27 protein-coding genes and 2 pseudogenes are annotated in these 25,679 nt (G+C 70.0%); 8 read left to right on the top strand and 21 right to left on the bottom strand.

The window, feature by feature from the left end; translation table 11 throughout:
• A pseudogene (locus tag AB0F15_RS40675) lies at positions 1 to 100 on the top strand (IS481 family transposase); the annotation flags it as partial.
• On the opposite strand, the gene AB0F15_RS40670 reads toward AB0F15_RS40675, so the two are convergent.
• From AB0F15_RS40670 to AB0F15_RS40650, 5 genes are all read right to left on the bottom strand, one after another.
• A complete protein-coding gene (locus tag AB0F15_RS40670) occupies positions 97 to 1,188 on the bottom strand; it encodes an IS630 family transposase (RefSeq protein WP_360282450.1) in 1,092 nt (363 codons plus the stop codon). The pseudogene AB0F15_RS40675 and the gene AB0F15_RS40670 sit on opposite strands and share 4 nt — an antisense overlap.
• 44 nt (positions 1,189 to 1,232) lie before the next feature.
• Complete coding sequence (locus AB0F15_RS40665) at positions 1,233 to 2,732, bottom strand: non-reducing end alpha-L-arabinofuranosidase family hydrolase (RefSeq protein WP_360282448.1); 1,500 nt, start codon at positions 2,730 to 2,732, stop codon at positions 1,233 to 1,235.
• Positions 2,733 to 2,930: 198 nt separating this feature from the next.
• Positions 2,931 to 4,475, bottom strand: coding sequence for an arabinofuranosidase catalytic domain-containing protein (locus AB0F15_RS40660; protein WP_360282446.1), 1,545 nt, complete (start codon positions 4,473 to 4,475; stop codon positions 2,931 to 2,933).
• Positions 4,476 to 4,886: 411 nt separating this feature from the next.
• The gene (locus AB0F15_RS40655; protein ID WP_360282444.1) at positions 4,887 to 5,105 is read right to left on the bottom strand and encodes a cold shock domain-containing protein; all 219 of its coding nucleotides are present in this window, start codon (positions 5,103 to 5,105) and stop codon (positions 4,887 to 4,889) included.
• A 606-nt stretch (positions 5,106 to 5,711) separates the two neighbouring features.
• Entirely contained in the window at positions 5,712 to 5,879 is a 168-nt protein-coding gene (locus tag AB0F15_RS40650; protein ID WP_360282442.1) for a hypothetical protein, read from the bottom strand.
• Here AB0F15_RS40650 and AB0F15_RS40645 point away from each other — a divergent pair.
• The gene (locus tag AB0F15_RS40645) at positions 5,860 to 6,345 is read left to right on the top strand and encodes a malic enzyme-like NAD(P)-binding protein (protein ID WP_360282440.1); all 486 of its coding nucleotides are present in this window, start codon (positions 5,860 to 5,862) and stop codon (positions 6,343 to 6,345) included. The two genes, AB0F15_RS40650 and AB0F15_RS40645, sit on opposite strands and share 20 nt — an antisense overlap.
• A gap of 6 nt (positions 6,346 to 6,351) precedes the next feature.
• Here AB0F15_RS40645 and AB0F15_RS40640 read toward each other — a convergent pair whose 3' ends face one another.
• The 3 genes from AB0F15_RS40640 to AB0F15_RS40630 form a co-directional block, all read right to left on the bottom strand.
• On the bottom strand, positions 6,352 to 7,746 hold the full coding sequence (locus tag AB0F15_RS40640; protein WP_360282438.1) for an alpha/beta hydrolase: 1,395 nt from the start codon (positions 7,744 to 7,746) through the stop codon (positions 6,352 to 6,354).
• A 79-nt stretch (positions 7,747 to 7,825) separates the two neighbouring features.
• Positions 7,826 to 8,062 (bottom strand): ATP-binding domain-containing protein, encoded by a 237-nt coding sequence (locus AB0F15_RS40635; RefSeq protein ID WP_360282436.1) that lies wholly within the window; start codon positions 8,060 to 8,062, stop codon positions 7,826 to 7,828.
• A gap of 235 nt (positions 8,063 to 8,297) precedes the next feature.
• Positions 8,298 to 8,651: a hypothetical protein gene (locus AB0F15_RS40630; protein WP_360282434.1), complete on the bottom strand. Its 354-nt coding sequence runs from the start codon at positions 8,649 to 8,651 to the stop codon at positions 8,298 to 8,300.
• 410 nt (positions 8,652 to 9,061) lie between these two features.
• On the opposite strand from AB0F15_RS40630, the gene AB0F15_RS40625 reads away from it, so the two are divergent.
• Positions 9,062 to 9,706, top strand: coding sequence for a hypothetical protein (locus AB0F15_RS40625; protein WP_360282432.1), 645 nt, complete (start codon positions 9,062 to 9,064; stop codon positions 9,704 to 9,706).
• 342 nt (positions 9,707 to 10,048) lie between these two features.
• Here the strand turns inward: AB0F15_RS40625 and AB0F15_RS40620 are convergent, their stop codons facing one another.
• Positions 10,049 to 10,624, bottom strand: a complete 576-nt coding sequence (locus AB0F15_RS40620; RefSeq protein ID WP_360282430.1) for a hypothetical protein — start codon at positions 10,622 to 10,624, stop codon at positions 10,049 to 10,051.
• Between the two features lie 71 nt (positions 10,625 to 10,695).
• A complete protein-coding gene (locus AB0F15_RS40615; protein WP_360282428.1) occupies positions 10,696 to 11,679 on the bottom strand; it encodes a YbhB/YbcL family Raf kinase inhibitor-like protein in 984 nt (327 codons plus the stop codon).
• A 140-nt stretch (positions 11,680 to 11,819) separates the two neighbouring features.
• Between AB0F15_RS40615 and AB0F15_RS40610 the strand changes: the two genes are divergently transcribed.
• The gene (locus AB0F15_RS40610) at positions 11,820 to 12,494 is read left to right on the top strand and encodes a GntR family transcriptional regulator (RefSeq protein ID WP_360282454.1); all 675 of its coding nucleotides are present in this window, start codon (positions 11,820 to 11,822) and stop codon (positions 12,492 to 12,494) included.
• Here the strand turns inward: AB0F15_RS40610 and AB0F15_RS40605 are convergent.
• The 4 genes and pseudogenes from AB0F15_RS40605 to AB0F15_RS40590 form a co-directional block, all read right to left on the bottom strand.
• Positions 12,442 to 13,308, bottom strand: coding sequence for an alpha/beta hydrolase (locus AB0F15_RS40605; protein WP_360282426.1), 867 nt, complete (start codon positions 13,306 to 13,308; stop codon positions 12,442 to 12,444). The genes AB0F15_RS40610 and AB0F15_RS40605 overlap by 53 nt on opposite strands.
• A 25-nt stretch (positions 13,309 to 13,333) precedes the next feature.
• Entirely contained in the window at positions 13,334 to 14,569 is a 1,236-nt protein-coding gene (locus AB0F15_RS40600; RefSeq protein WP_360282424.1) for a beta-ketoacyl-[acyl-carrier-protein] synthase family protein, read from the bottom strand.
• Positions 14,566 to 14,799 carry a phosphopantetheine-binding protein gene (locus AB0F15_RS40595; protein ID WP_230468822.1) on the bottom strand — a complete coding sequence of 78 codons (234 nt, stop codon included), beginning with the start codon at positions 14,797 to 14,799 and terminating at the stop codon, positions 14,566 to 14,568. The genes AB0F15_RS40600 and AB0F15_RS40595 overlap by 4 nt, the downstream gene beginning before the upstream one ends.
• Positions 14,800 to 15,091: 292 nt before the next feature.
• A pseudogene (locus AB0F15_RS40590) lies at positions 15,092 to 15,286 on the bottom strand (SDR family oxidoreductase); the annotation flags it as partial.
• Positions 15,287 to 15,298: 12 nt separating this feature from the next.
• On the opposite strand from AB0F15_RS40590, the gene AB0F15_RS40585 reads away from it, so the two are divergent.
• Positions 15,299 to 15,565 (top strand): substrate-binding domain-containing protein, encoded by a 267-nt coding sequence (locus AB0F15_RS40585; RefSeq protein ID WP_360282452.1) that lies wholly within the window; start codon positions 15,299 to 15,301, stop codon positions 15,563 to 15,565.
• Between the two features lie 370 nt (positions 15,566 to 15,935).
• Here the strand turns inward: AB0F15_RS40585 and AB0F15_RS40580 are convergent, their stop codons facing one another.
• The 7 genes from AB0F15_RS40580 to AB0F15_RS40550 form a co-directional block, all read right to left on the bottom strand.
• The gene (locus AB0F15_RS40580; protein WP_360282421.1) at positions 15,936 to 16,400 is read right to left on the bottom strand and encodes a flavin reductase family protein; all 465 of its coding nucleotides are present in this window, start codon (positions 16,398 to 16,400) and stop codon (positions 15,936 to 15,938) included.
• Between the two features lie 14 nt (positions 16,401 to 16,414).
• A complete protein-coding gene (locus AB0F15_RS40575) occupies positions 16,415 to 17,629 on the bottom strand; it encodes an acyl-CoA dehydrogenase family protein (protein WP_360282419.1) in 1,215 nt (404 codons plus the stop codon).
• A gap of 86 nt (positions 17,630 to 17,715) precedes the next feature.
• Positions 17,716 to 18,306 carry a helix-turn-helix domain-containing protein gene (locus AB0F15_RS40570; RefSeq protein WP_360282417.1) on the bottom strand — a complete coding sequence of 197 codons (591 nt, stop codon included), beginning with the start codon at positions 18,304 to 18,306 and terminating at the stop codon, positions 17,716 to 17,718.
• 454 nt (positions 18,307 to 18,760) lie between these two features.
• Positions 18,761 to 19,876: an FAD-binding oxidoreductase gene (locus AB0F15_RS40565; RefSeq protein WP_360282415.1), complete on the bottom strand. Its 1,116-nt coding sequence runs from the start codon at positions 19,874 to 19,876 to the stop codon at positions 18,761 to 18,763.
• Between the two features lie 61 nt (positions 19,877 to 19,937).
• Positions 19,938 to 20,705: an amino acid ABC transporter ATP-binding protein gene (locus AB0F15_RS40560; protein ID WP_360282413.1), complete on the bottom strand. Its 768-nt coding sequence runs from the start codon at positions 20,703 to 20,705 to the stop codon at positions 19,938 to 19,940.
• Positions 20,702 to 21,484 carry an amino acid ABC transporter permease gene (locus AB0F15_RS40555; RefSeq protein WP_360282411.1) on the bottom strand — a complete coding sequence of 261 codons (783 nt, stop codon included), beginning with the start codon at positions 21,482 to 21,484 and terminating at the stop codon, positions 20,702 to 20,704. The genes AB0F15_RS40560 and AB0F15_RS40555 overlap by 4 nt, the downstream gene beginning before the upstream one ends.
• A 28-nt stretch (positions 21,485 to 21,512) precedes the next feature.
• Positions 21,513 to 22,364, bottom strand: coding sequence for an ABC transporter substrate-binding protein (locus tag AB0F15_RS40550; protein ID WP_360282409.1), 852 nt, complete (start codon positions 22,362 to 22,364; stop codon positions 21,513 to 21,515).
• 185 nt (positions 22,365 to 22,549) lie between these two features.
• Here AB0F15_RS40550 and AB0F15_RS40545 point away from each other — a divergent pair, with 185 nt between their 5' ends.
• The 3 genes from AB0F15_RS40545 (at position 22,550) to AB0F15_RS40535 (ending at position 25,622) form a co-directional block, all read left to right on the top strand.
• Complete coding sequence (locus AB0F15_RS40545) at positions 22,550 to 23,662, top strand: LacI family DNA-binding transcriptional regulator (protein WP_360282407.1); 1,113 nt, start codon at positions 22,550 to 22,552, stop codon at positions 23,660 to 23,662.
• A gap of 409 nt (positions 23,663 to 24,071) precedes the next feature.
• The gene (locus tag AB0F15_RS40540) at positions 24,072 to 25,073 is read left to right on the top strand and encodes a winged helix-turn-helix domain-containing protein (RefSeq protein ID WP_360282405.1); all 1,002 of its coding nucleotides are present in this window, start codon (positions 24,072 to 24,074) and stop codon (positions 25,071 to 25,073) included.
• A 135-nt stretch (positions 25,074 to 25,208) separates the two neighbouring features.
• Positions 25,209 to 25,622, top strand: a complete 414-nt coding sequence (locus AB0F15_RS40535; RefSeq protein WP_360282403.1) for a hypothetical protein — start codon at positions 25,209 to 25,211, stop codon at positions 25,620 to 25,622.
• Positions 25,623 to 25,679 lie beyond the last annotated feature (57 nt).

Below are 25,679 nucleotides of genomic sequence, written 5' to 3'. Positions count from 1 at the left end.
GCACTACAACTACCATCGACCACACACCGCCGCCGGAGATCAGCCACCAGCTTCTCGGCTCCACGCAGGCGTCACCAACGTCGTGGCCTCATACATCTAGTGTCCTGCGCCTGAAATTCGTTGGCAATATCGTGCGAGCGAGTCGATGATCTCTTCGGCGGTCTTGCGCCAGACGAAGGGGCGGGGGTTCTCGTTCCAGGTCTTGATCCAGTCGCGGATGTCCTTCTCCAGCGCTGTAACGCTTTTGTGGACTCCGCGGCGGATCAGCTGATCGGTGAGGAACGCGAACCAGCGTTCGACCTGGTTGATCCAGCTGGATCCGGTCGGGGTGAAGTGCATATGCACCCGGGGATGCTTGGCCAGCCATGCCTTGATCGCCGGGGTTTTGTGGGTTCCGTAGTTGTCGCAGATCAGGTGGATGTCCAGCCCGGCGGGGACGGTCTTGTCGATCGTGGTGAGGAACTTCTTGAACTCGGTCGCCCGGTGCCGGCGGTGCAGTTCACTGATCACGGTGCCGTCGGCGGTGTTGAACGCGGCGAACAGGGTGGTGATGCCGTGCCGGACGTAGTCGTGGCTGCGCCGCTCGGGCATGCCCGGCATCATCGGCAGCACTGGCTGGGACCGATCCAGCGCCTGAACCTGGCTCTTCTCATCGGTGCACAACACCACCGCCCGCTCCGGCGGATGGTGATACAACCCGACCACATCGACGACTTTCTCCACGAACAGCGGATCGGTGGACAGCTTGAACGTATCGCTCAGGTGGGGCTTGAGCCCGAAGTCCTGCCAGATCCGCCCGATCGTCGACTTCGACAACCCGGCCCGTTCGGCCATCGACGCGCGTGACCAGTGCGTGGCATTGCGGGGCGTCTGCTCCAGCGTTGTCACGATCACGTCCTCGACCTTCTCCAGCGTGATCGACGGCGGCCGGCCGGGCCGGTCCTCGTCGACCAGCCCGTCCAGTCGCTGCGCGACGAACCGGGACCGCCACTTACCCACCGTCATCCGGTGAATCCCGAGCCGATCCGCAACTTCGGTGTTGGACAAGCCTTCCGCACACGCCAGCACGATCCGGCACCGCAACGCCAGCGACTGCGCAGACTTCGCCCGCCGCTCCCACCGCTGCAACGTCGCACGCTCGTCATCGCTGAGGATCAGCTCGACCTTGGACCGTCCACGACCCGCCATCACCGCATCCTACAATTTAGATAACGGACTTCAGACGCAGGACACTAGCGCTGCAATGTCAGTACGCCCGGCCGGTACGGCAGGATGCCGTAGTCCGTGCCGTCGGTGCTGGGGTCGCGCCCCTGGTAGAGGAACTGGAGATTGCACGGGTCGACGGTCTTGGTCTGGTCGGGATTGGTGCGCACCAGATCGCCGTGGCTGATGTCGTTGGTCCAGGTGGCGCCGCTGTTGGCCTTGCCGGCGAAGGGGTTGGTCACGGTGTCGGCCTGCGGTGTCCACGTGCCGCCGAGGCTGGTGGCCGTGAACGAGCGGAAGTAGCGGCCATACCCTGTGTAATTCTGGGCCTCGACGATCATGAGGTACTGGTTCTGACCCTGGAGCTTGTAGACCTCCGGCGCCTCGAACAGGTTGAGCGGCGTGTCGCTCATGATCTTCGTGAACGACGAACCGAAGCTGCCCGGGAAATTCCCGATGGCAATGCTGGACCGGTAGATGCCGCCGTTGTCGTCGGCGAAGAACAGGTACATGTTCGCGTCGTCGCCGATGATGGTCACGTCGAGGGGGCCCCCAACCGGGAGGCTGCCCGTGAACAGCTCCTGCTGCGCGGACCAGCCGTTGGGGTTGGTGGGGTCGCTCGAGGTGCGGTAGGAGAAGGTGTACGGCCAGCCCCCGTTGTAGGCGAGCACCCAGATGTTCTTCGGGGCGAAGTAGAACAGCGTCGGCGCGATGCCATCGAAGGGGATCGTGTTCTGGGTGGCGGTGGCCATGTCGGACCAGTTCGTGAAGGGGCTGAAGCTCATCAATCCCCAGCGCCCCTCCTGTCCGGCGACGGTGTTGTGCGACGTGGCATAGACGACGTGCTGTCCGTTGTAGACGACGTTGGTGAAGTCCTTGAGCGCGGCCCACCCCGCCTTCGGGCTCGCCAGCGGGCCGGTCGATGTCCAGTGGTACGTCGACGGAAGAGCGCACGTGCCGGTGCCCCCGTCGACGCGGACGAGTTGCCACTGCTGGTTGGCGCCGCCCCAGTCGCTGTACTGCACGACGTTGCCGCCGTCGTTGGTCGCCGCGTTCTGGACCTCGACGGCCTTGCCGCTGTTGCGGTTGATCAGGCGGACGTAGCCGCTGTCGGAGTCGGCCAGCCGGAACTGCTGGTTGGCGCCGTTGCCGTCGGTCCACTGGTGGACTGCGGCACCGTCGGCTGTCGACCAGCTCGACACGTCGATCACCTTGCCCGAGTGCCGCGCCTTGATCCGGTAGTAGCCGTCGCCGGAGTCCACGAACTGGAACTGCTGGTTGCCGGCGTTGGTACGGGCCCACTGGACGACATTGGCGCCGTCGGCGGTGGAGAAGTTGTAGACGTCGAGGGCCTTGCCACTGTTGCGGTTGACCAGTACGTACCAGGCGGCGGTGTCCACTGTGGTGGCCTCCGCCGGCGTCGTGGCCACCGTGAGCAGCCCACCCACGACTGCCACGACGGCCGCAGCAGCCAACCCCGACCGCCACCGACCACGCCACCTCGCGGCCCGCGCAAACCCAACCGACATAGCATCTTCCCTTCCATCAATGGGAACCGCCGACATGAGACGGGCCGCATGTCGGCACGCACGCCGACGACACCCGCGCACGGACAACTGCCCGTGGTTCACCCTGCGCTGGTTTATCGCCACATCTGGGCGAAGCGGCGCCGCCGTCGCAGAGCGGCGGCACCGCTTGTCCCTGTCAGGCCGGCTGCCGGGTCTGGTTCATCGGTAGCCGGCGGCGGCGATGCTCGCCTGGACCGCATTTTCGGTCGCATCCGACGGGTAGCCCGAGACCACGGCACCCTCGTAGAACGTGCCCGCGCTGTCGTTGATATTGCCTACCTCGGGTGAGCAGCAGTCGCCGCCGCTTCCCAAGACGATGGCGCCTTGCTTCTTCATCGGGCTGTATACGTTGGGCTCGTTGGGAAGCGCGCCGTCCCATAGGGTGTACAGGTTTCCGGCTTGGGCATTGCTGCCCTTGAGCGCAAATCGCGACGTCCCGTTGTTCTTGAGCGTCGCCGTGACGAACTTGCTGGTGAACGCCTGCTGGTTCGGGTTCCACGTGCTGCTGCCACCTGGGAACAGGCCCCATTCGAGGTCGGCCTGTACCCAGGGTCCGGTTCCGGAGCAGCCGCCGAACCAGCAGCTCGTCCCGAAGTAGATGGCGTCCATGGCACCTGGCCCGTCGGCCTTGCGGGTGGTTTCGCTGTTGCCGTAGTCGAAGCAGCAGCCGCTGTTGACGTGCGTACCGCTGGTGACCATGTACATGCCCTCGGGTGCGCTGCCCGTCGGGACCCCCGTCAGGTGGCCGTCGCGCCAGTAGCTGGTCCCGGGGTTGATGTACAGCGAGTAGGCCTTGCTGCCACCGACCGTCAGCGATTCGGTGGTCGCTACCGCCGGGCGGCTCTGTGCTGAGCCTGGGACCACGCTGGAACCCTGGTACCACAGGTCGTTGCCATGCCCGGACTGATCGAACAGGACCGTGATGACACAGGTGGTGTTGGCGCAGAAAGAGTCCTGGGCCGCCGCGTTGGCGACGCCGCCAGGGGTCAGTACGCCGATGTTGCGGGTTGTGTTGTCTGCGCGCCTGACCTGATACAGGTCTCCGTTGTAGGCGCTGTAGAGGGCGCGCGTCGTGCTGTGCGCCGCCACGCAGGGCGTACCACCTTCACCGTAGATGTCACACGGACCGGAGCCGGTCCCGCCGTCGACGCGGACGAGTTGCCACTGCTGGTTGCTGCCGCCCCAGTCGCTGTACTGCACGACGTTGCCGCCGTCGTTGGTCGCCGCGTTCTGGACCTCGACGGCCTTGCCGCTGTTGCGGTTGATCAGGCGGACGTAGCCGCTGTCGGAGTCGGCCAGCCGGAACTGCTGGTTGGCGCCGTTGCCGTCGGTCCACTGGTGGACTGCGGCACCGTCGGCTGTCGACCAGCTCGACACGTCGATCACCTTGCCCGAGTGCCGCGCCTTGATCCGGTAGTAGCCGTCGCCGGAGTCCACGAACTGGAACTGCTGGTTGCCGGCGTTGGTACGGGCCCACTGGACGACATTGGCGCCGTCGGCGGTGGAGAAGTTGTAGACGTCGAGGGCCTTGCCACTGTTGCGGTTCACCAGGACATACCAGGCAGCCGTGTCCACAGTGGCAGCCGACGCAGTCGTGGGGACCCCAGTGAGCAGCCCACCTGCGATCACGACAGCTATCGCAGCGGCCAACCCCGACCGCCACCGACCACGCCACCTCGCGGCCCGCACGAACCCAACCGGCATGAGCACCTGTCCTTTCAGGAGGGTTCCGCATCGGTGCGGATCCCGACGACGCCGGCGCCCCGAGTCGTCGTGTTAGCGCTAACATTTTCGAGAGCGATCTGCGCAGGAATATGAGGGGTATGGGTGTCAGATAGCCAACGGCGGTGTGACTGAACGCACCATTGGACTCTGAACGATGACGTCGGCCGCGTCAAGATGTAACGGGAAGGTTTTCGCAGGGAGTCCCCGATGAGACGCTGGGGCTCGCGGCGGCGGCCGTCAAGCCGGACTCAACCCTTCGCCGACCGTTCGGCTGCTCGTCGGGACGTGAGCCGGTGGTCAGGTGATCGGTCGCGTAGCGCGGTCAGCCGGGTGAACGCGTTGACCAGGTCGCCGGCCGGGCAGATAGGCACGCTCCATCGTGGACGAGGGTCAGACTTTGCGGACGCGGGTCACGCGGAAGCGGAAGCTGTCCTGCTGGGCGGCTTCGTAGTCGAACTCGACCTGGTAGCCGGCTTCCAGGACGCGGAAGCCGTCCATCTCGATCGCGCTGAAGTGGACCCATGCGTCGCAGTCCGCCGGCAGGTCTGGCGAGGCGATCGCTCCCCAGCCCTTCTCTGGTTTGAAGAACTCGACGGTGCCATACGCCATGCCGGCAGCATGCCCGACGACTACCGATGGGGCAATCGAGTCCGGGCGCGTGGCGGGCACGGCGTTTGCCGGCCGTCGGGAAGGCAACGCGTACCGAGTGGCGCTGACCGCAGCCGGCCTGGCGAATCTCGCGAGCCGAGGCGAGGGCGTTGCCGCACTCGGGCCACACCTTGGGCCGGCGCTGGCTCTTCCCGGAGAACACCGGGTGGAGTGCGCGCGTCGAGCCGGCCGGCTCCTGCGTTCGGTGCCGCGGCGGGCGTAGCCGATCCGACCGGCGCGGTGGGGCCGCCGGCGGCGCGGCCGCAGCGACCGGCAGGCCGGGCCATCCACGTTCGGCCGGAGCCGCGGTCCGGCGGTGCCGCGAAGGCGAGCTCCTCGCGAGCACGACCATGAACCGCGCGGCGTGGTAGTTCGCGGCAACCTTGCCCGCCCGGGTCCGGCACGCCCAGCCCACCCTCACACTTCGGGCACGCGAGCCGCTCAACCGTGCCGCCGACCTCCTCGATGGTCAGCTCGTCCGCCAACAGGATCTGACCCTCACGCAGAAGGTGGTGGTTGCGGTCCGACGGCGGAGACCAAGAGCCGGGTGGAGCAGGGCGCCGCCGGTCAGGTGCGGCCAGGTGCCGAGACCGGGCCCGCCGTGGGCGTCGGCGGGCCGGCGAGGTGGCGCCGGAGGTCGAGAACCGCCTTGGCCCGGGCGAACTCGACCGGGGTGAACGGCAGCAGCGGCCGGGTCACCACCAGGCTCCCGTCGATGTCCGCCAGACGCAGCACCGTCTCGTCGATGCCTTCGCCGGCCCCTCTCCCGCGGTCTCGACCGGCCGCTCGCCGGACGACCCGTGTTCGCCGCGCATCGCGAACGACGTCCGGGCGGGCCCTCGTCGCGACCGGCTCACCGTTCGCGCCGGTCGAGCGGCACGGGCGGAAACGCCGGGTCGCGCAGTGCAACAACGTCGACATCTTCCCCGCGGTGGGTCTGGTGGTGACGGCTGTGGGCGCCACCCGGGTCACCGACGGGATGATGCGGGTGGCGGCCAAGACACTGGGCGAGGTGTCCCCGGCGCTGGCCGACCCGGACGAGCCGCTGCTGCCGGCGTGGGACGACGTCCCGGAGATCGCGACCCGGATCGCGACCGCCGTCGCCGTCCAGGCTGTCGAAGACGGCGTCGCGCCGTGGAAGAGCGAGGACGAAGTCGCGAAGGCGGTGCGGGAGGCGCGCTGGACACCCGAGTACCGGTAGTGGCGGTCAGGCCGGGCAGCTGACGTCGTGCGGGGGTGCCGCCAGCGTCAGCAGGTAGCGGTCCACGGCCGACCGGGTGCAGGTGTTCCGCGGGTAGACCCCGTGGCCCGCGCCCTCGTACGTCAGCAGCGTCGTGTTCGCCGGTGCCTGGCGGTGGACGGCGAGGGCCCAGGCGTACGGGGTCGCCGGGTCGTACCGGGAGTTCAGCATCAGGATTCGCGGCGCCCGCGGGATGCTCAGCCGGTGGGGCGGGTTCGCCGGCGGGCCCTGGATGCCCAGGCAGGCCATCGCTTCGCTGTGGCTCAGCGTGCTGCCGCGCATGAGCGGTCCGCGGCGCAGTTCTCCGGCGTGCAACGCTGTGTACTGCGCGAAGCTCCGGATCCTGAGGTCGAAGTCCTGGCACATGACCGCGAGGCGGATCGAGGGGTAGTTGAAGATGAACTGCGCGGTCACCGGCGGGTTCCCGGCCGCGGTGTCGGCGATCAACTGGGCCGCGTAGGCCCAGTCCGGGCGGTAGAAGCTCTTCAGCACAAGGTCGCGCAGATCATTTTGATTCCGCGGCTCTCCGGAGGTCACCGCGAGGGCTTTCCGCCAGACGTCGAAAACGTCCTGGCCGTGCAGCGCGCAGGTCGTATCCCTGTCGCACCACGCGGCGAACTGGCCGAACGCCTCGTCCGCGGCGGTGGCCCGATCGCCCAGGAATCGCTCGAGGCCGGCGCTGTGGTCGATGGAGCTGTCGAGCACCAATGCCCGCACCCGGTCACCGTGCAGTTCGGCGTATTGCTGGCCGAGCAGCGTCCCGTAGGAGATGCCGAGGTAGCTGATCCGGGCTTCGCCCAGCGCGCGGCGGAGGGCGTCCATGTCCCGGGCGTTGTCCGCGGTGTTCGCGTGGTCGAAGATCGGGAGGTTGGCGGCGCGGCAGCCGGAGACCGCTTTCTCGTTGTAGGCCTGCAGCGCGGCGAACTCGGCCTGGCCTGCGGGCTCGTCACTCGGTGCCCGGCCCGTGTCCGGGCACTCGATGAACGCGCTGCGGCCGGTGCCGCGGACGTCGAAGCCCACGACGTCGAACCGGGCCTGAACCTCCGGGCTGAAGAAACCCGGCGTCAGCGCGAATTCCGTGCTCGCCGAGCCCGGCCCGCCGAGATCGGCCAGCAGCACCCCGATGCGGTGCGCGGAATCCGTGGACCGGTGCCGGGCCACGGCGAGGGAGATCGTCGGTCCCGACGGCCGGTTCCAGTCCAGCGGCACCTGCAGCGTCCCGCATTCGCCGTCCGGTGGCGGGCTGTCCGGGTCAAGGGGGCAGTCCGTCCAGACGATCGGGGACGGCGACCAGCCGGCGTCCGCCACGGCGGGGGTGCCGCCGGTCAGCAGAAGTGCGCTCGCCAGAACCGTTCCCCACATCCGAGGCTCCTCCCCCGCGACGACCCGGACTCCTGTCGACCGTAGGGCTTCCGGGGTCTGGACCACAAGGGCGGATCGGTCAGTGGGAGCGTTCCCGGACGTCGGCCAGCACGGCGGGTGGCGGGCCGGGGTGCACGATTCCCAGGTGCCGCGTGGCGCGGGTCATGGCGACGCAGAGATCGTTGTCCCCCAACGGGGCGGCGAGGATCTCGGCCGGGTCGACGACGATCACGGCGTCGAACTCCAGGCCCTTGGCCTGCCCGGGCGTCAGCACCACGACGGGGTCGGTGAGGTCGGGTGGCGTGCGCACCGGCACGGCCGCGGTGATCCGGGCGTGGTGCGCCGCCGGGGCGATGATCGCGAGGTGGCCGTCCCGTGGTCGGCGGCGATGCCGGAAAGGACACCGGGCAGCTCAGCGAGCGTGGTGCGCCGGCGCCACGGGTGTTCGCCGGCTTCGCGGACGGATCGCGGCGGCCGGAGACCGGGGTGGTGGGCGGCGAACAGGGGTGCGGTGGCGGCCATGATCTCCGCGGGGGTGCGGTAGTTCACGGTCAGCTGCGCCAGCCGCCAGCGATCGTCCACATGCGACCCCGGCCCGTCGTCCCTCCAGGAACTGCCGGTGGCCCCCGGTAAGCTGGAAACCGGGGCCCGTCGACGGCGGCACCGTGGTGCAGCTCGGCCGGGTGGCTCGCCGAGCGGGCAGCCCGCGCGATCGCGGCCAGGTCGGCGTCGTTGGCCACGACCCACGTGCTGGCCGCCAACGGAACCGGCGCGTGGCCGGACGCGGCGGTGAGACCGTCCAGCCACGCCGGGTACCGGGCGCTCGCCTTGAGCCGCTGGCCGACCTCCAGCGCGACTCGCTCGTCGAACTGGGCCGCGTCGACCTCGGAGAAGGTCGACAGCATCGCGCCGCCGCCGCGCTGGCCTGCCCGGGTGCCGCAGCGGGGTGCGGGCCGAGCACGGCGACGCTCAGGCCGCGGGCGAGCAGTTCGTGCGCGGCCGCCAGCCCGACCACCCCGTCCCGACGACGGCGACGTCGACCGCCCGGCCGGTCACGCCGCGCTCCGCAGACCCGCCACCTGGTGCACCGGGGCGGCCGCGTCGAACCGGGCCTTGGCCTGGCACAGCAGCCGCCGCGCGGCCGGCGCGACGCCGTCCTGGCGGCCGAGAGCGGTCCGGCCGTGGGCGACGCGGCGCTGGTCGACGATCAGCAGGTCCCCGCGCTGCAGCGGTTGCGGCGTACGAGGCGCTGGACGAGTCGGAGCCCTTCGCCTTTCTACCGGTACTCGCCGCGGCCTGGAACCAGCTCGGCGTCGTGCTGGGGCACGTCGATCGGACCGGAAGCAGCGATGGCTGCCACCCGGCGCGCCAGCGCAATACAGGATGCGCTCGCCTCGGTGGACTCCCGGTTCTCCGAGGGCTACGGCGTGACCCTGCCGTACAGGAAGCAAACCGGTTATCCGACGGCAACCCTGCGCGTTTCCGTCACACACTGGCCGAGGTCCTGGTCGATCTGAATATCGCGCTATGGCGGGCCCGCCGCGGGCCCGAAGCGATCGAGGTCGGAACCGCCGCACTCGACTTGTACCGCGCGATGCGGGCCGAAAATCCCGGCGTCTTCGACGCGCAGCTCGCAACCGTGCTGATGAACCTCGCCACCGACCTGAACTCGGCCGGCCGCCAGTCTGAGTCAGCGAGCCTGACAGAGGAGGCGATCGCCATCCTGCGCGGCCTGGGCAGCTCGGTCTCGGCAGAGCGCTCCGAGGCGCTGCCCCTCGCACTGAACAATGCGGCGCTGAGCCGGTTCACCACCAGTGACTCGGATGCGGCGCTGCCCCTCGCCGAGGAGGCGGTGGCTATCCTCACTCGACTCGACTCGACTCGACTCGACTCGACACCGGCGCTGCCGTGCCGAGCCTCGTGTTGCTCACGGCGAGCAACTGCCGTGCCATCGTCCTGACGGCGTTGCGTCGCGCCAACGAGGCGGCGGATGCCGCCCGTGCAACCCGATCTGCTTGTGATCGGTGGTGCGGAACAGACGCAGCAGCAGTGACCCCTTCCCGGGCTCGCGCGCCGGGTAGGGGCGCGTGGCGATCGGCTTGGGCGCTACAGCGGTCATCGGGTCTCCATCGTGCGGGGCGAGCGAAGGTGGAACCGTGGATGGAGCCAGGCGGGGGATTTGGAAGTGCTTCCGGCTCCATCCACGAGGTTCGGGGTTAGCCCAGGTGCCGGGCCAGTACGTCGAACTCCTCGCGCAGCGCCTGGGGCAGTTTGTCTCCGACGGTGGTGAACCAGTCGCGGATCACGCGAGCGACGACACCACCTCCGAGTCTTCCGGCACCGAGGCCGGGCTCTCCTCTTCCGCCTCGGTGCCGAACCGGTCGCGCACCTCGTCGACCACGACGGCGATCTGGCCCAGCTGGGTCAGCACCGCCCGGTGGGTCGCCCGGATTGTCGCAGCTTCCTCTTCCGCGCGGGAAAGGATCAGCTGCGCTTCCCGTTGGGCCGCGCGCTCGGTTTCCGCACGAGCCGCCTCCGCCTCGGCGACCGCCTTCTCCGCGGCCGCCCGGAGTTCCTCGCCCTCCTTGCGGGCCTGTTCCCTGATCTCCGCGGCCTCGGCCTTCGCGACTTGGAGGATCTTCTCGATCCGCCGGCCCAATCCGGCCGGGTCGTCCGGTTCCGGGGCGCGGGGCGCGGGCACCTGGGCCTTGGCCAGCCGGCGCTCCGCGAGCCGCCGCGCCTTCTCGTGGCGGTCCACGCGCTTCTCCGCGACCCGCACGTACTCGTCCACCTGCCGGCGGTCGTAGCCGCGCAGGACGATCGGGAAGCGGACGTCGGACTCAGGCAGCGTCTCGGGTTCGGAAGCCGTCTTCTCCATTCCCCGAGTGTCGGCAAGATCGCGACGGCCAGCAATTCGAAATCCGGCGGAGAATCAGCCGAAAGTGACGTTTAACGGCCTCGACGGCGGACGGTGCGTTCGAGGATTCCCAGCGTGGCCTTGAGGGCGGACTCGGGCACGATCGGGAAGACGGCGCGCCGCTTCCACCCTTCGTCGATCTGCGACCAGTCGTAGTACGACGTGACCAGGGTGCCGCCCTCGGCCGGTTCGAGCCGGTAGCCGTAGATGTGCCGGACGTGGGGCCCGCGCCCGGCTTCCACGGTCCACGCGATTTCCTCGTCCGGGACGAGCGTGGTGATGACCACCTCGACCTGGTACTTGCCCAGGGGGAAGTCTCCCAGGGCTTCGCGGTCCATGTGCACCCGGAACCGGTCACCGGACCGCGTTACGCGGTCTCCTTCGGCGTCCATGAGCATTCCCGACGCGTCGATGTCGACGTGGCCCTTCGGATCGGTCAGCACCGCGAAGACGGCGCCGGCCGAGGCGGGGATCAGCCGGGAAACCTCGAGGCGTTCGGCCGCCGGCGTTTCCGCCGTCGCGACGAGGACCGCGCGGCCGAGCGTGTGCGAGGCCATGGTGAAGCCGAGGTAGGCCGGAGTGGCGTCGGCGGGGACGCCGATGGTCTCGACGTCGAGGGCGTGCACCACGACGAAGTAGCGGTGCGGGCCGTGGCCGGCCGGCGGCGCGGCGCCGAGGAACCGGGCCGTGCGGGCGTCGTTGGGCAGCTGGAACGCCCCCGGCGGCAGGCCGGAGCCGGTGTCGTCGCCGGCTCCCTCGGGAAGTTCGGTCACGGCGGCGGGGATGTCGGCGACCGCCCAGTGCCAGAACCCGGACCCGGTGGGGGCGTCGGGGTCGTAGACGGTGACGGCGTAGCTCTTGGTGCCGTGCGGGGCGCCGCTCCACGACAGCTGCGGGGACGTGTCCTGCCCGGACAGTTGCCCGGGCGGCAGGACATCGCCGTCGGTGATGGTGGTGCTGGTGACGGTGAAGGACGCCGCCTCGGGCAGGCGGGCGAAGGGATCGTTGACGCTCAAAGCGTTCCTCTCGGATCGTGCCGCGGGGCGGAGAGCCGCCGCCCAATCGACGATATCGGCAATAATCGATTATCGCCACGATCGTCTATGCTTTTGGGGTGACTCGGACCACTCCCCCAGCCGACGCGCCGTCGCCGCGGATGCTCTCCGAACGCGTCTACGCCCACATCCGGGCCGCGATCATGCGCGGCGACCACGCCCCCGGTGCGCCGCTCAAACCCCAGAACCTCGCCCAGGAGCAGGGCGTCAGCCTGGCCGTGGTGCGGGAGGCGCTCGTGCGCGTGGTCGGCGACGGACTCGCCGACCGGCTGCCCAACCGCGGCTTCGCCGTCCCGGCCCTCTCCCACCGCCGCTGGCAAGAGATCGCGGAAGCCCGCCGGACCATCGAACCGATGGTGCTGCGCCTGTCCGTCGAACGCGGCGACGTCGGCTGGGAGGCCGACGTGCGGGCCGCCCGCCACCGGCTGGCCCGCACCCCGGCGTTCGTCCCCGAGGAGGGCGAGTACTACAGCGAAGCGTGGTCGGAAGCCCACCGGGTGTTCCACCGCACGCTGCTGGCGGGCTGCGGAAACCCGGTCCTGCTGGAGACGTTCGACCGGCTGTGGGCCGCGAGCGAACTGGCGCGCCGCTGGTCGGCGCACCACGGCCCCGGCCGGGATCACCTCGCCGAGCACCGCCGGCTCGAGGAGGCGGCACTGGCCCGCGACGCGGACGCCGCGGCCGAGGTGCTGACCCGGCACCTCACCCTCACCGCGGACGCGCTCACGAAGGCGGAGGCACCACGTACGGGGCAGCGTCCCAAGACTGGTCGGTGAAGAAGCGCAGGGTCAGGTCGGCGACGTCGGCCGCGCGTTCCAGGACGACCCAGTGGTCGGAGTCCTTGATGGCGGCGAAGCGGCTGCCCCGGATCGTGGCCGCGAAGGCGCGTTGCCGGTCCGGGACGGTGATGGAGTCATGCTCGCCGGTGAACACCAGGGCCGGCACCCCGGACAGGCCGCCGTCGAAGGACGGGCTGCTGATCAGCGACCGCTGCAGGTACGCCAGCACGTCGGGCACGTGGACGGCGACGTGCTGCATCGAGCGCTTGACGTAGCGGTACACCAGCGAACGGCGGGGGATGTGGCGGTCTTCGTCGAGGCACAGCTGCATCCCCGCGGCCACCGCGGCGAAGTTCTCGGTGTCGCCCCGCTCCAGGTGACCGGCCGCCAGCCGCAACGACTCCCGCTGGGCGTCGCTGGTGTGCGAAACCACGCCGCCGAGCATCAGCCGCGCGATACGGCCTGGGTTGCGCTGCGCGCAGCCGTAGGCCAGTTCCGCGCCGTAGGAGTAGCCGAACAGGTTGACGCGCGGCGCGCCGAGGTCGTCGAGGATCCGGTCGACCGCGGCGCCCGCGAACTCCGTCCCGGCCCCGGGCGGCAGGGAATCGGACTCGCCCACGCCGGGCAGGTCCGCCGTCACGAAGTCCGCCACCGGGGCGATCCGGTCCTCCATGAGCGGCCAGCCCCGGCTGCCCTGGAACCCGCCACCGAGCACGATCACCGGTTCCGTCCGGGGGTCGGGGTGCCGGAGGAGCCGGTAGCTGAACCGGGTTCCGCCGAGCGTCAGCGGGCGGACGACTTCCTCGCGCATGATCTCCTTCTGCTCCGGGCCGGGCTCAGCAGCTCTTCGTGAGGACGAGCGCGGCGTTGTGACCGCCGAAGCCCATCGACGTCTTGACCGCGCACTCGAACGCGGCGGGCCGGGCTTCCTTCGCGACGACGTCGACCGGGATCCGGATGTCCCGCGTCCGGAAGTTGCCGGTGGGCGGCACCAGCTGCCTCTCGAGGGCCAGCACGGTGAGCGCGGTTTCGATGCCGCCGGCCGCGCCGAGCGCGTGCCCGGTCATCGCCTTGGTCGACGTCACCAGCGGCCGGTCGCCGAGCACCCGGTGCAGCACGGTGGCCTCGATCAGGTCGTTCATCACGGTGGACGTGCCGTGGGCGTTGACATGGCCCACGTCGGCCGCCGCCACGCCGGCGTCGGCCAGTGCGGTCCGCAGCGCCCGCTCGATCCCCGCACCTCCGGGATCCGGCGCCACGGCCGCGTACGCGTCGCTGGAGGCGCCGTAGCCCGCGATGCCCGCCCGGATCCGCGCGCCGCGCGCCGCGGCGTGCTCGGGCCGCTCCAGCACGACGAGACCGGCGCCCTCCCCCACCACGAACCCGTCGCGGTCGGCGTCGAACGGGCGGCACGCCGTCGCCGGATCGTCCCGGCGAGTGGACACCGCCCGCATCTGGCAGGCACTGGCGATCAGCAACCGGGAGCACACGGATTCGGCGCCGCCGGCGATGACGATGTCGCACGCTCCGCCGCGCAGCAGCTGCAGCGCGGTCCCGATCGCGACCGTGCCCGAAGAACACGCGGTGGAGACGCTCAGGCTCGGTCCCCTGGCGCCGAGGTCCATGCACACGCTGCTGGCGGCGCTGTTCACCGTGGTCATCGGCGCGAGTTTCGGCGAGACCCGCCGGACGCCCTTCTCCGCGAGGACGGCGCTTTGCCGGTCGTAGAACGGAAGGCCGCCGTGGGCGGACCCGATGACGACCGCGACCCGGTCCGTTTCCCAGACCGAGGTGTCGAGACCGGCGTCGGCCACCGCCTCCCGGGCCGCGATCACGGCGAGCTGGGAGAACCGGTCCATCATCCGCAGGGCCGGCACGCCCAGCACGCTCTCGGTGTCGAGATCGTCGATGGTGTAGAGGAAATCGCAGGACAGCCCCTGCAGTTCCGCCCGGTGGCGGACGCCGGAGGGGGCTCCGGACCGGGTCACCCCCTGCCACGCGGCGCCGGCACCGACGCCCGCCGCGGTGACCAGGCCCAGCCCGGTCACCGCCGCAGCCGGACGCGGCGTCACCGGGCGGTCTTCTCGTCGACCGCCGTCGCCAGCTGCCCCACGGTCTCCCGGGAGGTCAGCTGGACGTCTTCGAGGTCGATGTCCAGGCGTTCCTCGAGCAGGACGCGCAATTCCTCCAGGGCAAGAGAATCCATCCCCAGGTCGTGCAACGACGCCTCGATCCGCACGGCCTCCGGTTCAATGCCGAAGTTGCGGTGCAGAAGCGTGGTGATCTCTTCGGTGACGGTCACTCTGCAGTCGACTCCCATTTCCGTTTCCGCACGACCGCCGATTCGCGGTGGCTCAAGGGCACTGGCCCGTGCCGCCGCGGAGGTGCCCCGTGGCCAGGGCAGCGTTCTACGCCGCGCGGGAGCAGAAATTACTGCCGGGCTGGTCCGGCTTTCCACCTCCTGACACCATCGAGTGACCTCCGCAGGCCGCTGACCGCGTGTCATTGACTCGTTCGTGCAGCACGGACCGGAAGACCGGTGAAATACGCGAGGCCCGGCCGGTTCGTCGCGGACCGGCCGGGCCTCGAGGAGTTCACACCAGGGACGCGGTCAGCCCGCCGTCGAGGACGTAGTGGCTGCCGGTGATCCAGCTCGCCCGGTCCGACGCCGGGAACGCCGTCACCTCCGCGATGTCCTGCGGGGTGCCGAGCCGGCCCTGCTTGGCCGCCACCAGGTCGCCGAACGGGACCTGCGTCGCCGCTTCGAAGTCCGGGACCAGCCGCTCGACTGCACCGACAACGTGCTCGCCACCGGCGCCTACCGGGCGGTCCAGGACCGCGGCCTGCGGATGCCCGGCGATCTGTCCCTCATCGGCTTCGACGACGAGCCGTGGACCACCCTCGTCCGGCCGGAGCTGACAGTCGTCGAGCAGCCCACCTACGAGCTCGGCACCCGCGCCGGCCGCCAGATGCTCGACCGCATCGCGGACCGCGGCCGAGCCCGCCGCCCCCACCACGTCGAGCTGCAGGCCAAGTTCGTCGCCCGCAGTTCGACCCTGCCCGGCTGATCGCACCGGCGGCAGAACCGCGTGTCGCGGCGCTGCCGTCGCACGCTACGAGGCCGACATGCTCCGATACGGCTTCGAAGCCGTCACCCAATCGCCGACCATTCATTCCACGAGCCACGCCCCAAATTCACTCGATCCGGCGATCGAGGAAATTGTTGACCTTTTTCCGACAGACACCCCAACATGGGGGAAGTGTTCCAAGATCGGCGGTTTCCTCCCGCACTGCGGGGGACGTTCGACAACAGCATGAAGAACTTGTTTCGTACGGGCCTGCGCACAAGCACAGCGGACGCGGCCGCTCGCCGGACGTCGAGGAGCCGACCGCCGTGCTGCAACGCCTGCTCCCCCAGGCAGACGCCGCGGGTCCGGTTCAGGCGAGTTTTCGGAAGCCGCCTCCGTGGAACACCAGCGGACGGGAGGATCGCCGGAACTCGACTGCCGTCACTTTCAGCAGGGCGATCACGTGATCGCCCGCCGGCACTTCCTGGTGCAGGGTGCAGTCGAACCACGCGGTCGCCCCCGGGATGAAGACCGCCCCTGATTCCGACGCCGTCCAGTCCACTTCCGCGAACCGGTCCCCGGGGCCCGACAGCCCTCTGCTCACCTCCCCGTGGTGCTCCGCCAGCACACTCACTCCGAGCGCCGGGGCGTCGCGGAGAATCGGCCACGTGGTGGACGCGCGCTGGATCGAGGCGGCGATCAACGGCGGTTCCAGGGAAATCGAGGCGAAGGAGCTGACCGCCATCCCCGCCGGCTTGCCGGACACCAGCCCGGACAGGGCGGTGACTCCGCTGGGAAAGCACGCGAACGCAGCACGCAGAACGGTGGGATCCATCTTCTCGTTCACCCTCAGATCCTGAAGTAGTCCAGGACGTCCGGGAACTCGCCCGAGAGTTCGTACGCTCCGATGAGCGCGTTCTTCGCGTCGATCGAGTCGTGCGTGGCGAAGGTCCTGGCGTTGCGCCAGAACCGGTCGAACCGGTACCGATTGGCGGTGCTGCGGGCACCGGTCAGGTCGTGGATCCGCCCGGACACGTCCAGGCTCACCCGGTTGCTCGCGACCTTCGAGCGGAACCCGTGAATCGTGATCGTCTGCGGATCGGCGTCCGGTTCCTCCAGCCATCCGGCCACGCTCAGCAGGTACGCCCGGGCAGCGGCCAGTTCGCTGGACATCTCGCCGAGTTGCCGGTGCATCAGCGGGTCCTCCAGCGCGGTGGGGAACCTCGGCGTGCTCCCCCGGTTCAAGCTGCGGAGGTAGCCGATCGCGGCCTCGAAAGCGCCCTCTCCGATGCCCTGCATCAGCGCCGCGTGGAACAGCATGCCCGCGCCGAACGCGTTCGGGTCCGTCAGCGTCGAAGCGAAGAACCATCCGTCGGGGACGAACACGTCCTGGTAGGTGATGGTCTGGCTGTGGGTGCCGCGCTGGCCCATGTTGTCCCAGTCGTGCGCCTGCCGCACACCCGGCGCGTTCAGCCGGACGAGTGCTTCGTGCCGCGTCGCCGTCTTGGGGTCCGCGTCGGGCCCCAGCAGGGCGAATCCGACGATGAGGAGATCCCGGCCCCCGCCGCCGCTGTTGGTGTTGAACGTCTTGGTGCCGCTGACCACGACTCCTCCCGGCACCCGCCGGCCGGTCACCGGGCCCTTGGCGCCGGCCTCGGAGTTGGAGGAGACCAGGCGCCTGCCGTCGTTGATCAGCTCGTCGGCCAGCTGCTCCTTGGTCTCGCGCGGCAGGTCGGCGGTGAACAGGCGGCGGGGGTGGAGCCCGTTGTTGGTCCAGCACATACCGGTCGAACCGTCGGCGGCGGAGATCTCCACCAGCACCTCCGTCGTGTCACGCCAGCCGCTCCACATGCCCGCGGCCCACAGACCGCCGTACTCGGCGGGCACACTGAGGCGGTTCACGCCCGCCTCGCCGAGCAACCGCATGTTCTCCGCCACGTCGGTCCCGCCGGCGTCGGTGCGCACGCCGTTGTCACTCATTTCGGTGCGCAGCGCCCGCACGCGCGCAAGAACTTCCGCGCACCCCTTGACCAGGTCTTCTTGCTCCTGAGCGGTGATCTTCATGAGAAGAACGCTAACCGCGCGATGCGGGAATCCGCCTGATCCGGGAGAAGTGAGAATCCTCCGCGCGGAAGCTTCTCGAATGACGTTCAGGCGAAGTCGGCACCCAATAGTGAGGCCGGCGCGGGAGCGGGCAGCGGCGCGGTGCGGGCGGAGAACGACTGCAGGAGGTAGGCGACCAGACGGCGCGCCGCGGCGGGAGATGTCGCCGTGAGACTGTCGCTGGCCTGAACGAGCAAGGCGAGGTCGCTGGGCGAGAAGTCGGCCCGTAGGTCCCCGCTCTCCTGTGCCCGGCGCACCAGCTCGTTGATGTTGTCCATCGCCCGCGCCCGCGCTTCGCCCATCTCCACCTCGTCCAGCGACTCCGCACGGAACCCCCAGGGGAAGGCCCGGTGGCCGGCCTGGGCGCGGACGACGTGGCCCACCACGCCGCGCAATGCCCGCCACGGATCAGGGTCGGCGAGCGCCTCCTCGCTCAGCCGGCCACAGTCGGCCAGCTCGTGCTCGAAGGCCGCGACGACGAACGCCTCCCGGTCCGGGAAATGCCGGTAGAGAGTGGCCACCCCGAGCCCGGCGCGCCTCGCGACGGCCCGCATGGTGACGTCGAGGCCCTTTGCCGCGTACAGCTCCCGCGCAGCGTCCAGAATTCGCGCACGGTTCTGGCTCGCGTCGGTGCGCACGTGTCTCGCCTCCAGTTCCGGACGGGGTGTTCCGGTTACCAGTGAATCATGGCGCGGTCCGAACCAGCCACATCCGACCGGCACCGGCTGCCGTGTGAATGTGCCGAACCGTCGCGGGCGTCGACCTCGGACCGATCGCGGGCGCCCTCCGGACGGACTTCCCGCCGACGCCTCCATACCGGCGTCCGCCGGCCCGGAGTGTGCAGCGCCACGAGGTGCCGTAGGTAGCGCAGATCGGCGTGCTGCGCCGCGCGAGCCGGCCGAACGACACGTGCTCGGTGACCTGCGCTGACAGCACGACGAGTGCCCGTCCGCCCGTTTCCCTCGCCACGAGCCCCACCCCGCATGGCGGAGTCATCGACGTGGTCGGTCCAGAATGCTCGTGACAATGTCACGGCGGCATTGGTTCTGAGCGACCATTCCGGGTAAGGCCGATCAGGACGCGCACCTTCCCCTACCGGAACCGGCGGGGGTTGAACGGCGCCAGCATCGGGTGCGGGGTGCCGGTGGTGATCTCGTACGTCAGCAGCTCGCCCGCGATCAGCGCGAGCGTGGCGCCGCTGTGGGTGAAGGCGAGGTACAGACCGGCGATCTCGTCGGTGCGGCCGAGGACGGGGTCGCCGTCGCCGGGGATCGGCTTCGGGCCGATCGCGTGGTGGGCGGCCGTCAGGTGCGGGTGGCCCGCCAGCAGCCGGGACGCCTCCGCCAGCAGTTCGGCCACGATTTCGGCGGGGACGTCGAATCCGTCGCCGGCCGGCCGGATGCTCGCGGTGGTCCAGTCCGCGTCGACCGCCAGCCCGCCGTGCGGCGTCGGCCGGAGGGAGGCCCGTGGCGTGTTGAGGACCGCGCGCAGCGGCGTGTCCACCGGTGTTGTCGTCACCAGCAGGGAAACGGGTGTCGCGTCCGGAACCGGGACGCCGAGCCGGGACGCCATCGCGGGCACGGCGGGTCCGGTCGCCAGCACGACCGCTCGGGCGGGGTGCAGCTCACCCGCGGCGGTGCGGACGCCGGCCACCGCGCCGTCCGCGGTCACCACCTCGGCGGGCCCCGCGTGGGTCAGCAGCTGCCCGCCGTGCTCGGCGAAGTCCTTGATCAGGAATTCGGCGAGGCTGGGCAGGTCCACCCAGCCCTCGCCGGGGTTCCAGACGGCGCCGGTCGGCGGCACCGCGGCCGGATCGACGCCGGGGACGGCCGCCGCGGCCCCGCCAGGGTCGAGGAAGTGGCTTTCGTAGCCGTGGGCGAGCTCGTGCTCGTGCTGCTGCCGCAGCTCGGGGGCGCGATCCTCGGGGAGCCAGGCGAGGCCGCCGTCGAACCGCAGCCAGTCCACGCCCGGCTGCCGGGTCGCAAGGGTGCGGTAGCGGTCGATCCCGGCGATCCGCAGCCGGTGGTATTCCTCGCTGCGCGGGCCCGCGGAGTTCAGCCACGACAGCGAGCGCCCGGAGGCGTTGCTCGTCAGCTCGCCCTCGGTGACCAAGGTGACCGGGGCCCCGGCGCGGGCGAGGTGGCGGGCGGTGGAGATGCCGAGGATGCCGCCGCCGACGACGACAACGGGAGCTTGGGTACTGCGCATCGGGAAAAAGAGTCCTTTCAGGAGGGTCGCGAGGTTCGCGGCCGAGGGGAATGGCGGTCGGTCAGAGGACTTCCGAGAGGAACCGCTGCAGCCGCGGGCTCTGCGGGCGTTCGAAGAGGTCGCCGGGTGTCCCGCGTTCGACGATCTCGCCCTCGTCCATGAAGACCACCTGGTCGGCGGCCCGACGGGCGAAGCCCATTTCGTGGGTGACCACGACCATGGTCATGCCCCGCTCGCCCAGTCCGGCCATCAGGGTGAGCACGCCCTTGACCAGTTCCGGGTCCAGCGCGCTGGTGGCCTCGTCGAACAGCATGACTTCGGGTTCCATCGCCAGGGCCCGGGCGATGGCGACGCGCTGCTGCTGGCCGCCGGAGAGGTCCCGGGGCCGGTGCTCGGCCCGTTCGGCGAGCCCGACTTCGGCCAGGCTCCGGGCGGCGCGTTCCCGCGCCGCCGCGCGGGACAGGCCCTTGACCTTCCACAGCGCCAGGGCGACGTTGTCGAGCGCGGTGTGGTCGGGGAAGAGGTTGAAGTGCTGGAACACCAGCCCGATCCGCTGCCGCAGCTTTTCCGGCACCATGGTGGAGGTCGCCGCGCCCGCGAGGAGCACCTCACCGCCTTTGGGCTCGTGTAGCCGGTTGATGCCGCGCAGCAGGGTGGACTTGCCCGAGCCGGACGGGCCGATGACGCAGGTGGTGCTGCCCGGCGCGACCGCGAAGCTGACGTCCCGGACGACGTCGAAGCTGCCGTAGGCCATCGACAGGCCCGTCAGTTCCAGGCTGGAGCCGTGGAAGGTGGTCCCACTATCCACTTTGGACAAAGTCTGGTTCATGCCTTGCTCCCGGTGGCGACGGCGCGGCCGTCGAGCTCGTCGAGTTCCTTCAGGCCGCTGACCGGAGCGGCTTTGCGGCGGCCAGTGCGGAACCGGTGGTCGAAGTGGTTGACCAGGTGGGTGAGTGGCACGGTGATGACCAGGTAGAACAGCCCGGCCAGCACGAGCGGGGACAGGTTGCCCGAGAGGATCGCGGAATCCTGCCCCACCCGGAACAGCTCGCGCTCACCGGACAGCAGGCCGAGGAAGTAGACCAGGCTCGAGTCCTTGATGATCGCGATGAACTGGTTGACCAGTGCGGGCAGCACCCGCCGCACGCCCTGCGGCACGACGACCAGGCGCATGGCCTTGGCGTAGTTCATGCCGAGGGCCCGGCAGGCTTCGAGCTGGCCCTTCTCGACGCTCTGGATGCCGGCCCGGAAGATCTCGCCGATGTAGGCGCCGGCGATCAGGCTGAGCGCGATGATCCCCAGCGGGTAGGGCGACGGGCCGAACAGGGACTGGCTCAGCCGGGCGAACCCCTGGCCGATCAGCAGGATGGTCAGGATCGCCGGCAGCCCGCGGAAGAGGTCGGTGCCGATCCGGGCCGGGATCCGCAGCCACGGCGATGCGGAGATCCCCATGATCGCGAAGAGCATGCCGAGGACCAGCCCGATCGCCGTCGCCGCGACCGAGATGATCAAGGTGTTGACCAGGCCGACCGTCAGCATCTGCGGCAGCACCTCGGCCATGGCCGGGAAGTCGAAGAAGGTGCGGATCAGGTCGTTCAGCCAGTCCATGGGAGCCCCTTTCGGTGTGCGGCCGGGTTCACTGGGCGGCCGGCACGCCGGTGTGGTCGCCGCCCGGCAGGTACTGCTTGGGCATCGGCGAGCCGGGGAACCACTTCTCGTACAGCTTCTTCCAGGTACCGTCCTCCATCGCGGCGACGAGCCCCTTGTTCAGGGCGTCCTTCAAGGCGGTGTGGCCCTTTTTGATCGCGAAACCGGCCGGGGCGTCGAACGAGGGGATGTCGGCGGCACTGGCCAGGCCGAACTGCGTGATGTAGGACTTCGCGGCCTCGTAGTCGAGGAAGTGGGCGTCGACCGAGCCGCGGGTGAGGGCCGAGACGGCGGCGTTGTTGTCGGGGAAGCGGACGAGATCGGTCCGCGGGAAGTGCTTCACCGCGTACGCCTCTTGCAGCGAGCCTTGGACGACGCCCAGCCGCCGGCCGGCCAGCCCGTCCGCCGAGGTGATGCCGGAGTTCTTGGTCGTGATCACGGTGAGGTAGCCGGCCAGGTAGCCGGTGCTGAAGTCGACCGTCTTCCGGCGCGCGTCGGTGATGCCGATCGCGGCGACGCCGGTGTCGAACTGGCCGTTGGCCACACCCGGCAGGATGGCGGAGAAGTCCTGGCCGGTGAACACGACGTCGGTCACCCCCATCCGCTTGGCGACATCGCGGAAGAGCTCGACGTCGAAGCCGGTGAACTGGCCGTCGGCGGCGGTGAAGGTGTACGGCTTGGCGTCGCCGAGGCTGGCGACGCGCAGCTGTCCGGGCGTGATCAGGCCGTACGGGTTACCGGCCCCGGTGGCCGAGGAGCCGCTGCCGCAGGCGGCCAGCCCGAGCACGGCGACGAAGGCGATCAGCACGGCCAGAAGCGACTTGCGAGGGGTAGCAGACACGGGCCCCGTCCTTGGGTCTCAACGTATTGAGACCGGTCTCAACGAATGCGGTAGGCTGTATTGAGACCGGTCTCAATGGGATTTCCGGAGATTAGGTCGTCGTCGCTCGCACGTCAAGCGCCGACGTCCGGGGTCCCGGTGCCGGCGTTCCCGGCGTCGAGGCAGAATGCAGCGAGGAGGGCACCTTGGCGAAGCCAGACCAGCACCGGGACCACACCGTGAGCGACGTCGCCCGTGAGGCCGGGGTGTCGAAAGCACAGGCGGCCCGCGCGCTCGGGGCGTACGGCGCCGTGAGTGACGCCGTCCGGTCGCGGGTGCTGGCCGCGGCCGCCCGGCTGAACTACCGGCCGAACCTGCCCGCCCGCGCCCTGAACACCGGCCGCTCCCAAAGCGTGGGCGTGGTCGTCGGCGACATCGAGAACCCGTACTTCTCGCTGGCCACCCGAGGAATCTCCGACGCGGTCGAGCGGTCCGGCCTGGGGCTCGTGCTCGCCAACACCGGCGAACGGGTCGCGGCCGAACAGCGCGCGGTCGAGATGCTGATGGACCAGCGGGTGGACGGGCTGATCGTCGCCCCCGCATCGACGACCGAGACCGCGCACCTGCAGGCCGTGGTCGATGCCGGACGCCCGCTCGTGCTGCTCGACCGGGCCGTGCCGCAGCTGGCCGTCGACGCCGCCGTCGCCGACATCGCGCCGGCCACCCGGGAGGCGGCCGACCGGCTGCTGTCCCTGGGGCATCGCCGCATCGGCTACATCACCACCGCCGACGGTGACGATCCCGACCCGGGCAGCCCCGCTCCCCTGCCGTCGCCAGTCGCCGCCCGCGTGGCCGGGGTCGCCGCCGCCTTCGCCACCCGGGGGCTGACCTGGGACCGCTCCTTGCTGCGGTCCGGTTTACGAGGGGAAGCCCGGATCGGGGCGGCGGTCGCCGACCTCCTCACCGGCCCTGACCCGGCGACGGCCCTGATCGCGTCCGACAGCCTGATCGGCCTGGCCGTCGTCGGCGCCCTGCAGGAGCAGGGCCGCCGGATCCCGGAAGACGTCTCGGTCCTGATGTACGACGACCAGCCGTGGGCCCGGCTGGTCCGCCCCCCGATCACCGTGGTCTCGCAGCCGACGTACGACATCGGCTACGCGGCGGGCGCCCGGTTGGCGGCACTGGTCGACGGGGCGGTGCAGACCGCGCCGCTCGATCCCCTCCCGGCCAGGCTCGTGGAACGCGGCTCCATCGGGCCGGTTCCCGGAATCCGCGAAGACCGAGCCGGCTCCCGGCCTGAAGCCCGAGTTCGCTCCTGACCCCGCCGCTACTTGCGGTTCAGCAGGTCACGGGCCAGCGCGAGCGCCGCGGCAGCCTGTTGCTCCGCAGGGCCACGGTGCGACCGTCGTCGCTGGTGCCCTCGGCCTGGTTTCGCAGCGCGCGGAAGCGAAGCAGGTCGACCGCGGGGGGCCGAGGTCCACCGGCCACGCACCGGCCTGTGCTGTCACCTCGCCAAGCAAGGCGATCCGGTTCACACGAACGGTCGTGCAGGGTGACTTCCACATCGGTTGATGGGTGCTCCGTTCCCAGGGACGGAGTACCCACCCGCGACGCTACCCACCCTTGGTGCGTTGGGGTGACAGAGGAGGAATGACATGGGTCGGGAGGCAGCCCGCAGAGGAGAATCGACCGCACTTCAGCGGGTGTCGACGGGTCCGGGGGGACGACGTGCCACAGTTGCGTATTCACTTCACGGACGCGGACCTCGCGCGGACACGGCTGAAGCCGGAAATCGACCTCATGTGGGAGATCATCAGCAGTGTGCAGGTCTTGCAGCACACGGACGGTGATCTGTCCTTCGACCGTTGGCGACGCCAGGTGCGCGAGCGCGCGGGCCAGGACAGTGGCTTGCGGAGGGCCGTACAGGCGCTGATCACGGTTGCGCCGCATGCGGTCTACTTCCCGGATTTTCTCACTCCCGCAACGGATGTGTCCGACATCGACGCAGGTGTCGAAACGGTTCTGTCGACGCCAGCCCGTCGTCTGTGTGAGGAGGTCGGCCGGCTCCGGCCGGCCGACAGTGCGGGGGCGAGGTGGCTGGACGACCTCGCGCACGGGAAGTCGGCGGCGCTACGGTATCTGCGGCACGCCTTGCACGTGTACTTCAGGGCCTTGATCGAACCGCACCTGCAGATCATCGGGGACGGGCTGCGTACCGATTGCGCCGGCGGGATCCAGCGGTACCTCCAGACGGGTCCCGAAGGGTTGCTGAGGTGGCTCCGACCGGCCGTGAGCTGGCAGCCACCGATCCTGTTGGTCGACTATCCGTGCGACCGCGACCTGCATCTCGACGGCCGTGGCTTGGTGCTGATCCCCGGCTACTTCTGCCATTACCATCCGATCGCCCTCGCGGATCCCCTGCTGCGCCCGGTGCTGGTGTTCCCGATCCGGACCGAGTCCCGGCTGCTGGCCGGTCCCGGCAGTGGCGATCACGTGAGCGCGCTGCTGGGGACCACCAGGGCCATGATCCTGCGGGCGGCCGTCAACGGCAGCACCACCACCGGACTGGCGCGGCAGGCCGGCGTCACACCGGCCACCGCCAGCCACCACACGAGCGTCCTGCGCGATGCGGGACTCATCACGACCGACCGCCAGGAGAACTTCGCGACGCACCTCATCACCCCGTTGGGGTTGAAGGTCCTCACGTCCGGTCCCCTCGGCACATCGTGATCACCGGCGGGCCCCGTTTCGATTGTGCTCGAAGTTCGCTCACCGGATCGTCGAGTGCTGACAGTCTGGTCCATGGATCGACGCCAGGGACTCGAAAGGGTGGTCATGGACAACAACAGCAGCAGGATCTCACACGTGGTCAGGAACGTGAGTGTGCTCGCCGGCCTGGTATTGGCCGGCAGTGCCGTCGCGGCAGCGCCGGCGGTGGCCGGGGAAAACTGCAGCCCCGGCAACCACTGCTTGTTCTTCTCGAGCGTGGCCTCGTCGAAGCACCAGTACTTCGACTCCGTCGACAACTTCAACGGCGATACGTTCAGCGGCGGCAACGGGGTCGGAGCCGGCGACCCCGTCGACAACAACTCGTGGGCAGCCAGCAACTCCTCCACGGGCAACCGCGAGAGCCACTACTACGACGGGGCCAACCACTCGGGGTTCCTGTTCTGCGTGAACCCGGGCGCGACCGTGCACTCGCTGCCGACGAACCTCCGCGACCGGGCCAGCTCCCTGCAGCTGAGGCCTCGGACGTCGGTCGTATGCCTCAGCAACTGAGGCACTACCGGGCCCGGGGGGGGGCCGAGGGTCCGCAAAAGCCCCGGCCGCCCCTCC

Source organism: Amycolatopsis sp. NPDC026612 (genome assembly GCF_040638285.1).
In the GTDB taxonomy this organism is placed as follows: Bacteria; Actinomycetota; Actinomycetes; order Mycobacteriales; family Pseudonocardiaceae; genus Amycolatopsis.
This window is presented reverse-complemented; position numbering and strand designations above follow the sequence as displayed.

What these genes read in the sequence shown, in the direction of transcription:
- AB0F15_RS40575 (WP_360282419.1), bottom strand. Translation starts at nt 17,629, where the DNA reads ATGAAGATCACCGCTCAGGAGCAAGAAGACCTGGTCAAGGGGTGCGCG.
- AB0F15_RS40670 (WP_360282450.1), bottom strand. Translation starts at nt 1,188, where the DNA reads ATGGCGGGTCGTGGACGGTCCAAGGTCGAGCTGATCCTCAGCGATGAC.
- AB0F15_RS40565 (WP_360282415.1), bottom strand. Translation starts at nt 19,876, where the DNA reads ATGCGCAGTACCCAAGCTCCCGTTGTCGTCGTCGGCGGCGGCATCCTC.
- AB0F15_RS40645 (WP_360282440.1), top strand. Translation starts at nt 5,860, where the DNA reads ATGTCCGCCAGACGCAGCACCGTCTCGTCGATGCCTTCGCCGGCCCCT.
- AB0F15_RS40560 (WP_360282413.1), bottom strand. Translation starts at nt 20,705, where the DNA reads ATGAACCAGACTTTGTCCAAAGTGGATAGTGGGACCACCTTCCACGGC.
- AB0F15_RS40605 (WP_360282426.1), bottom strand. Translation starts at nt 13,308, where the DNA reads ATGCGCGAGGAAGTCGTCCGCCCGCTGACGCTCGGCGGAACCCGGTTC.
- AB0F15_RS40640 (WP_360282438.1), bottom strand. Translation starts at nt 7,746, where the DNA reads ATGTGGGGAACGGTTCTGGCGAGCGCACTTCTGCTGACCGGCGGCACC.
- AB0F15_RS40580 (WP_360282421.1), bottom strand. Translation starts at nt 16,400, where the DNA reads ATGGATCCCACCGTTCTGCGTGCTGCGTTCGCGTGCTTTCCCAGCGGA.
- AB0F15_RS40665 (WP_360282448.1), bottom strand. Translation starts at nt 2,732, where the DNA reads ATGTCGGTTGGGTTTGCGCGGGCCGCGAGGTGGCGTGGTCGGTGGCGG.
- AB0F15_RS40555 (WP_360282411.1), bottom strand. Translation starts at nt 21,484, where the DNA reads ATGGACTGGCTGAACGACCTGATCCGCACCTTCTTCGACTTCCCGGCC.
- AB0F15_RS40660 (WP_360282446.1), bottom strand. Translation starts at nt 4,475, where the DNA reads ATGCCGGTTGGGTTCGTGCGGGCCGCGAGGTGGCGTGGTCGGTGGCGG.
- AB0F15_RS40655 (WP_360282444.1), bottom strand. Translation starts at nt 5,105, where the DNA reads ATGGCGTATGGCACCGTCGAGTTCTTCAAACCAGAGAAGGGCTGGGGA.
- AB0F15_RS40620 (WP_360282430.1), bottom strand. Translation starts at nt 10,624, where the DNA reads ATGGAGAAGACGGCTTCCGAACCCGAGACGCTGCCTGAGTCCGACGTC.
- AB0F15_RS40610 (WP_360282454.1), top strand. Translation starts at nt 11,820, where the DNA reads ATGCTCTCCGAACGCGTCTACGCCCACATCCGGGCCGCGATCATGCGC.
- AB0F15_RS40630 (WP_360282434.1), bottom strand. Translation starts at nt 8,651, where the DNA reads ATGCTGTCGACCTTCTCCGAGGTCGACGCGGCCCAGTTCGACGAGCGA.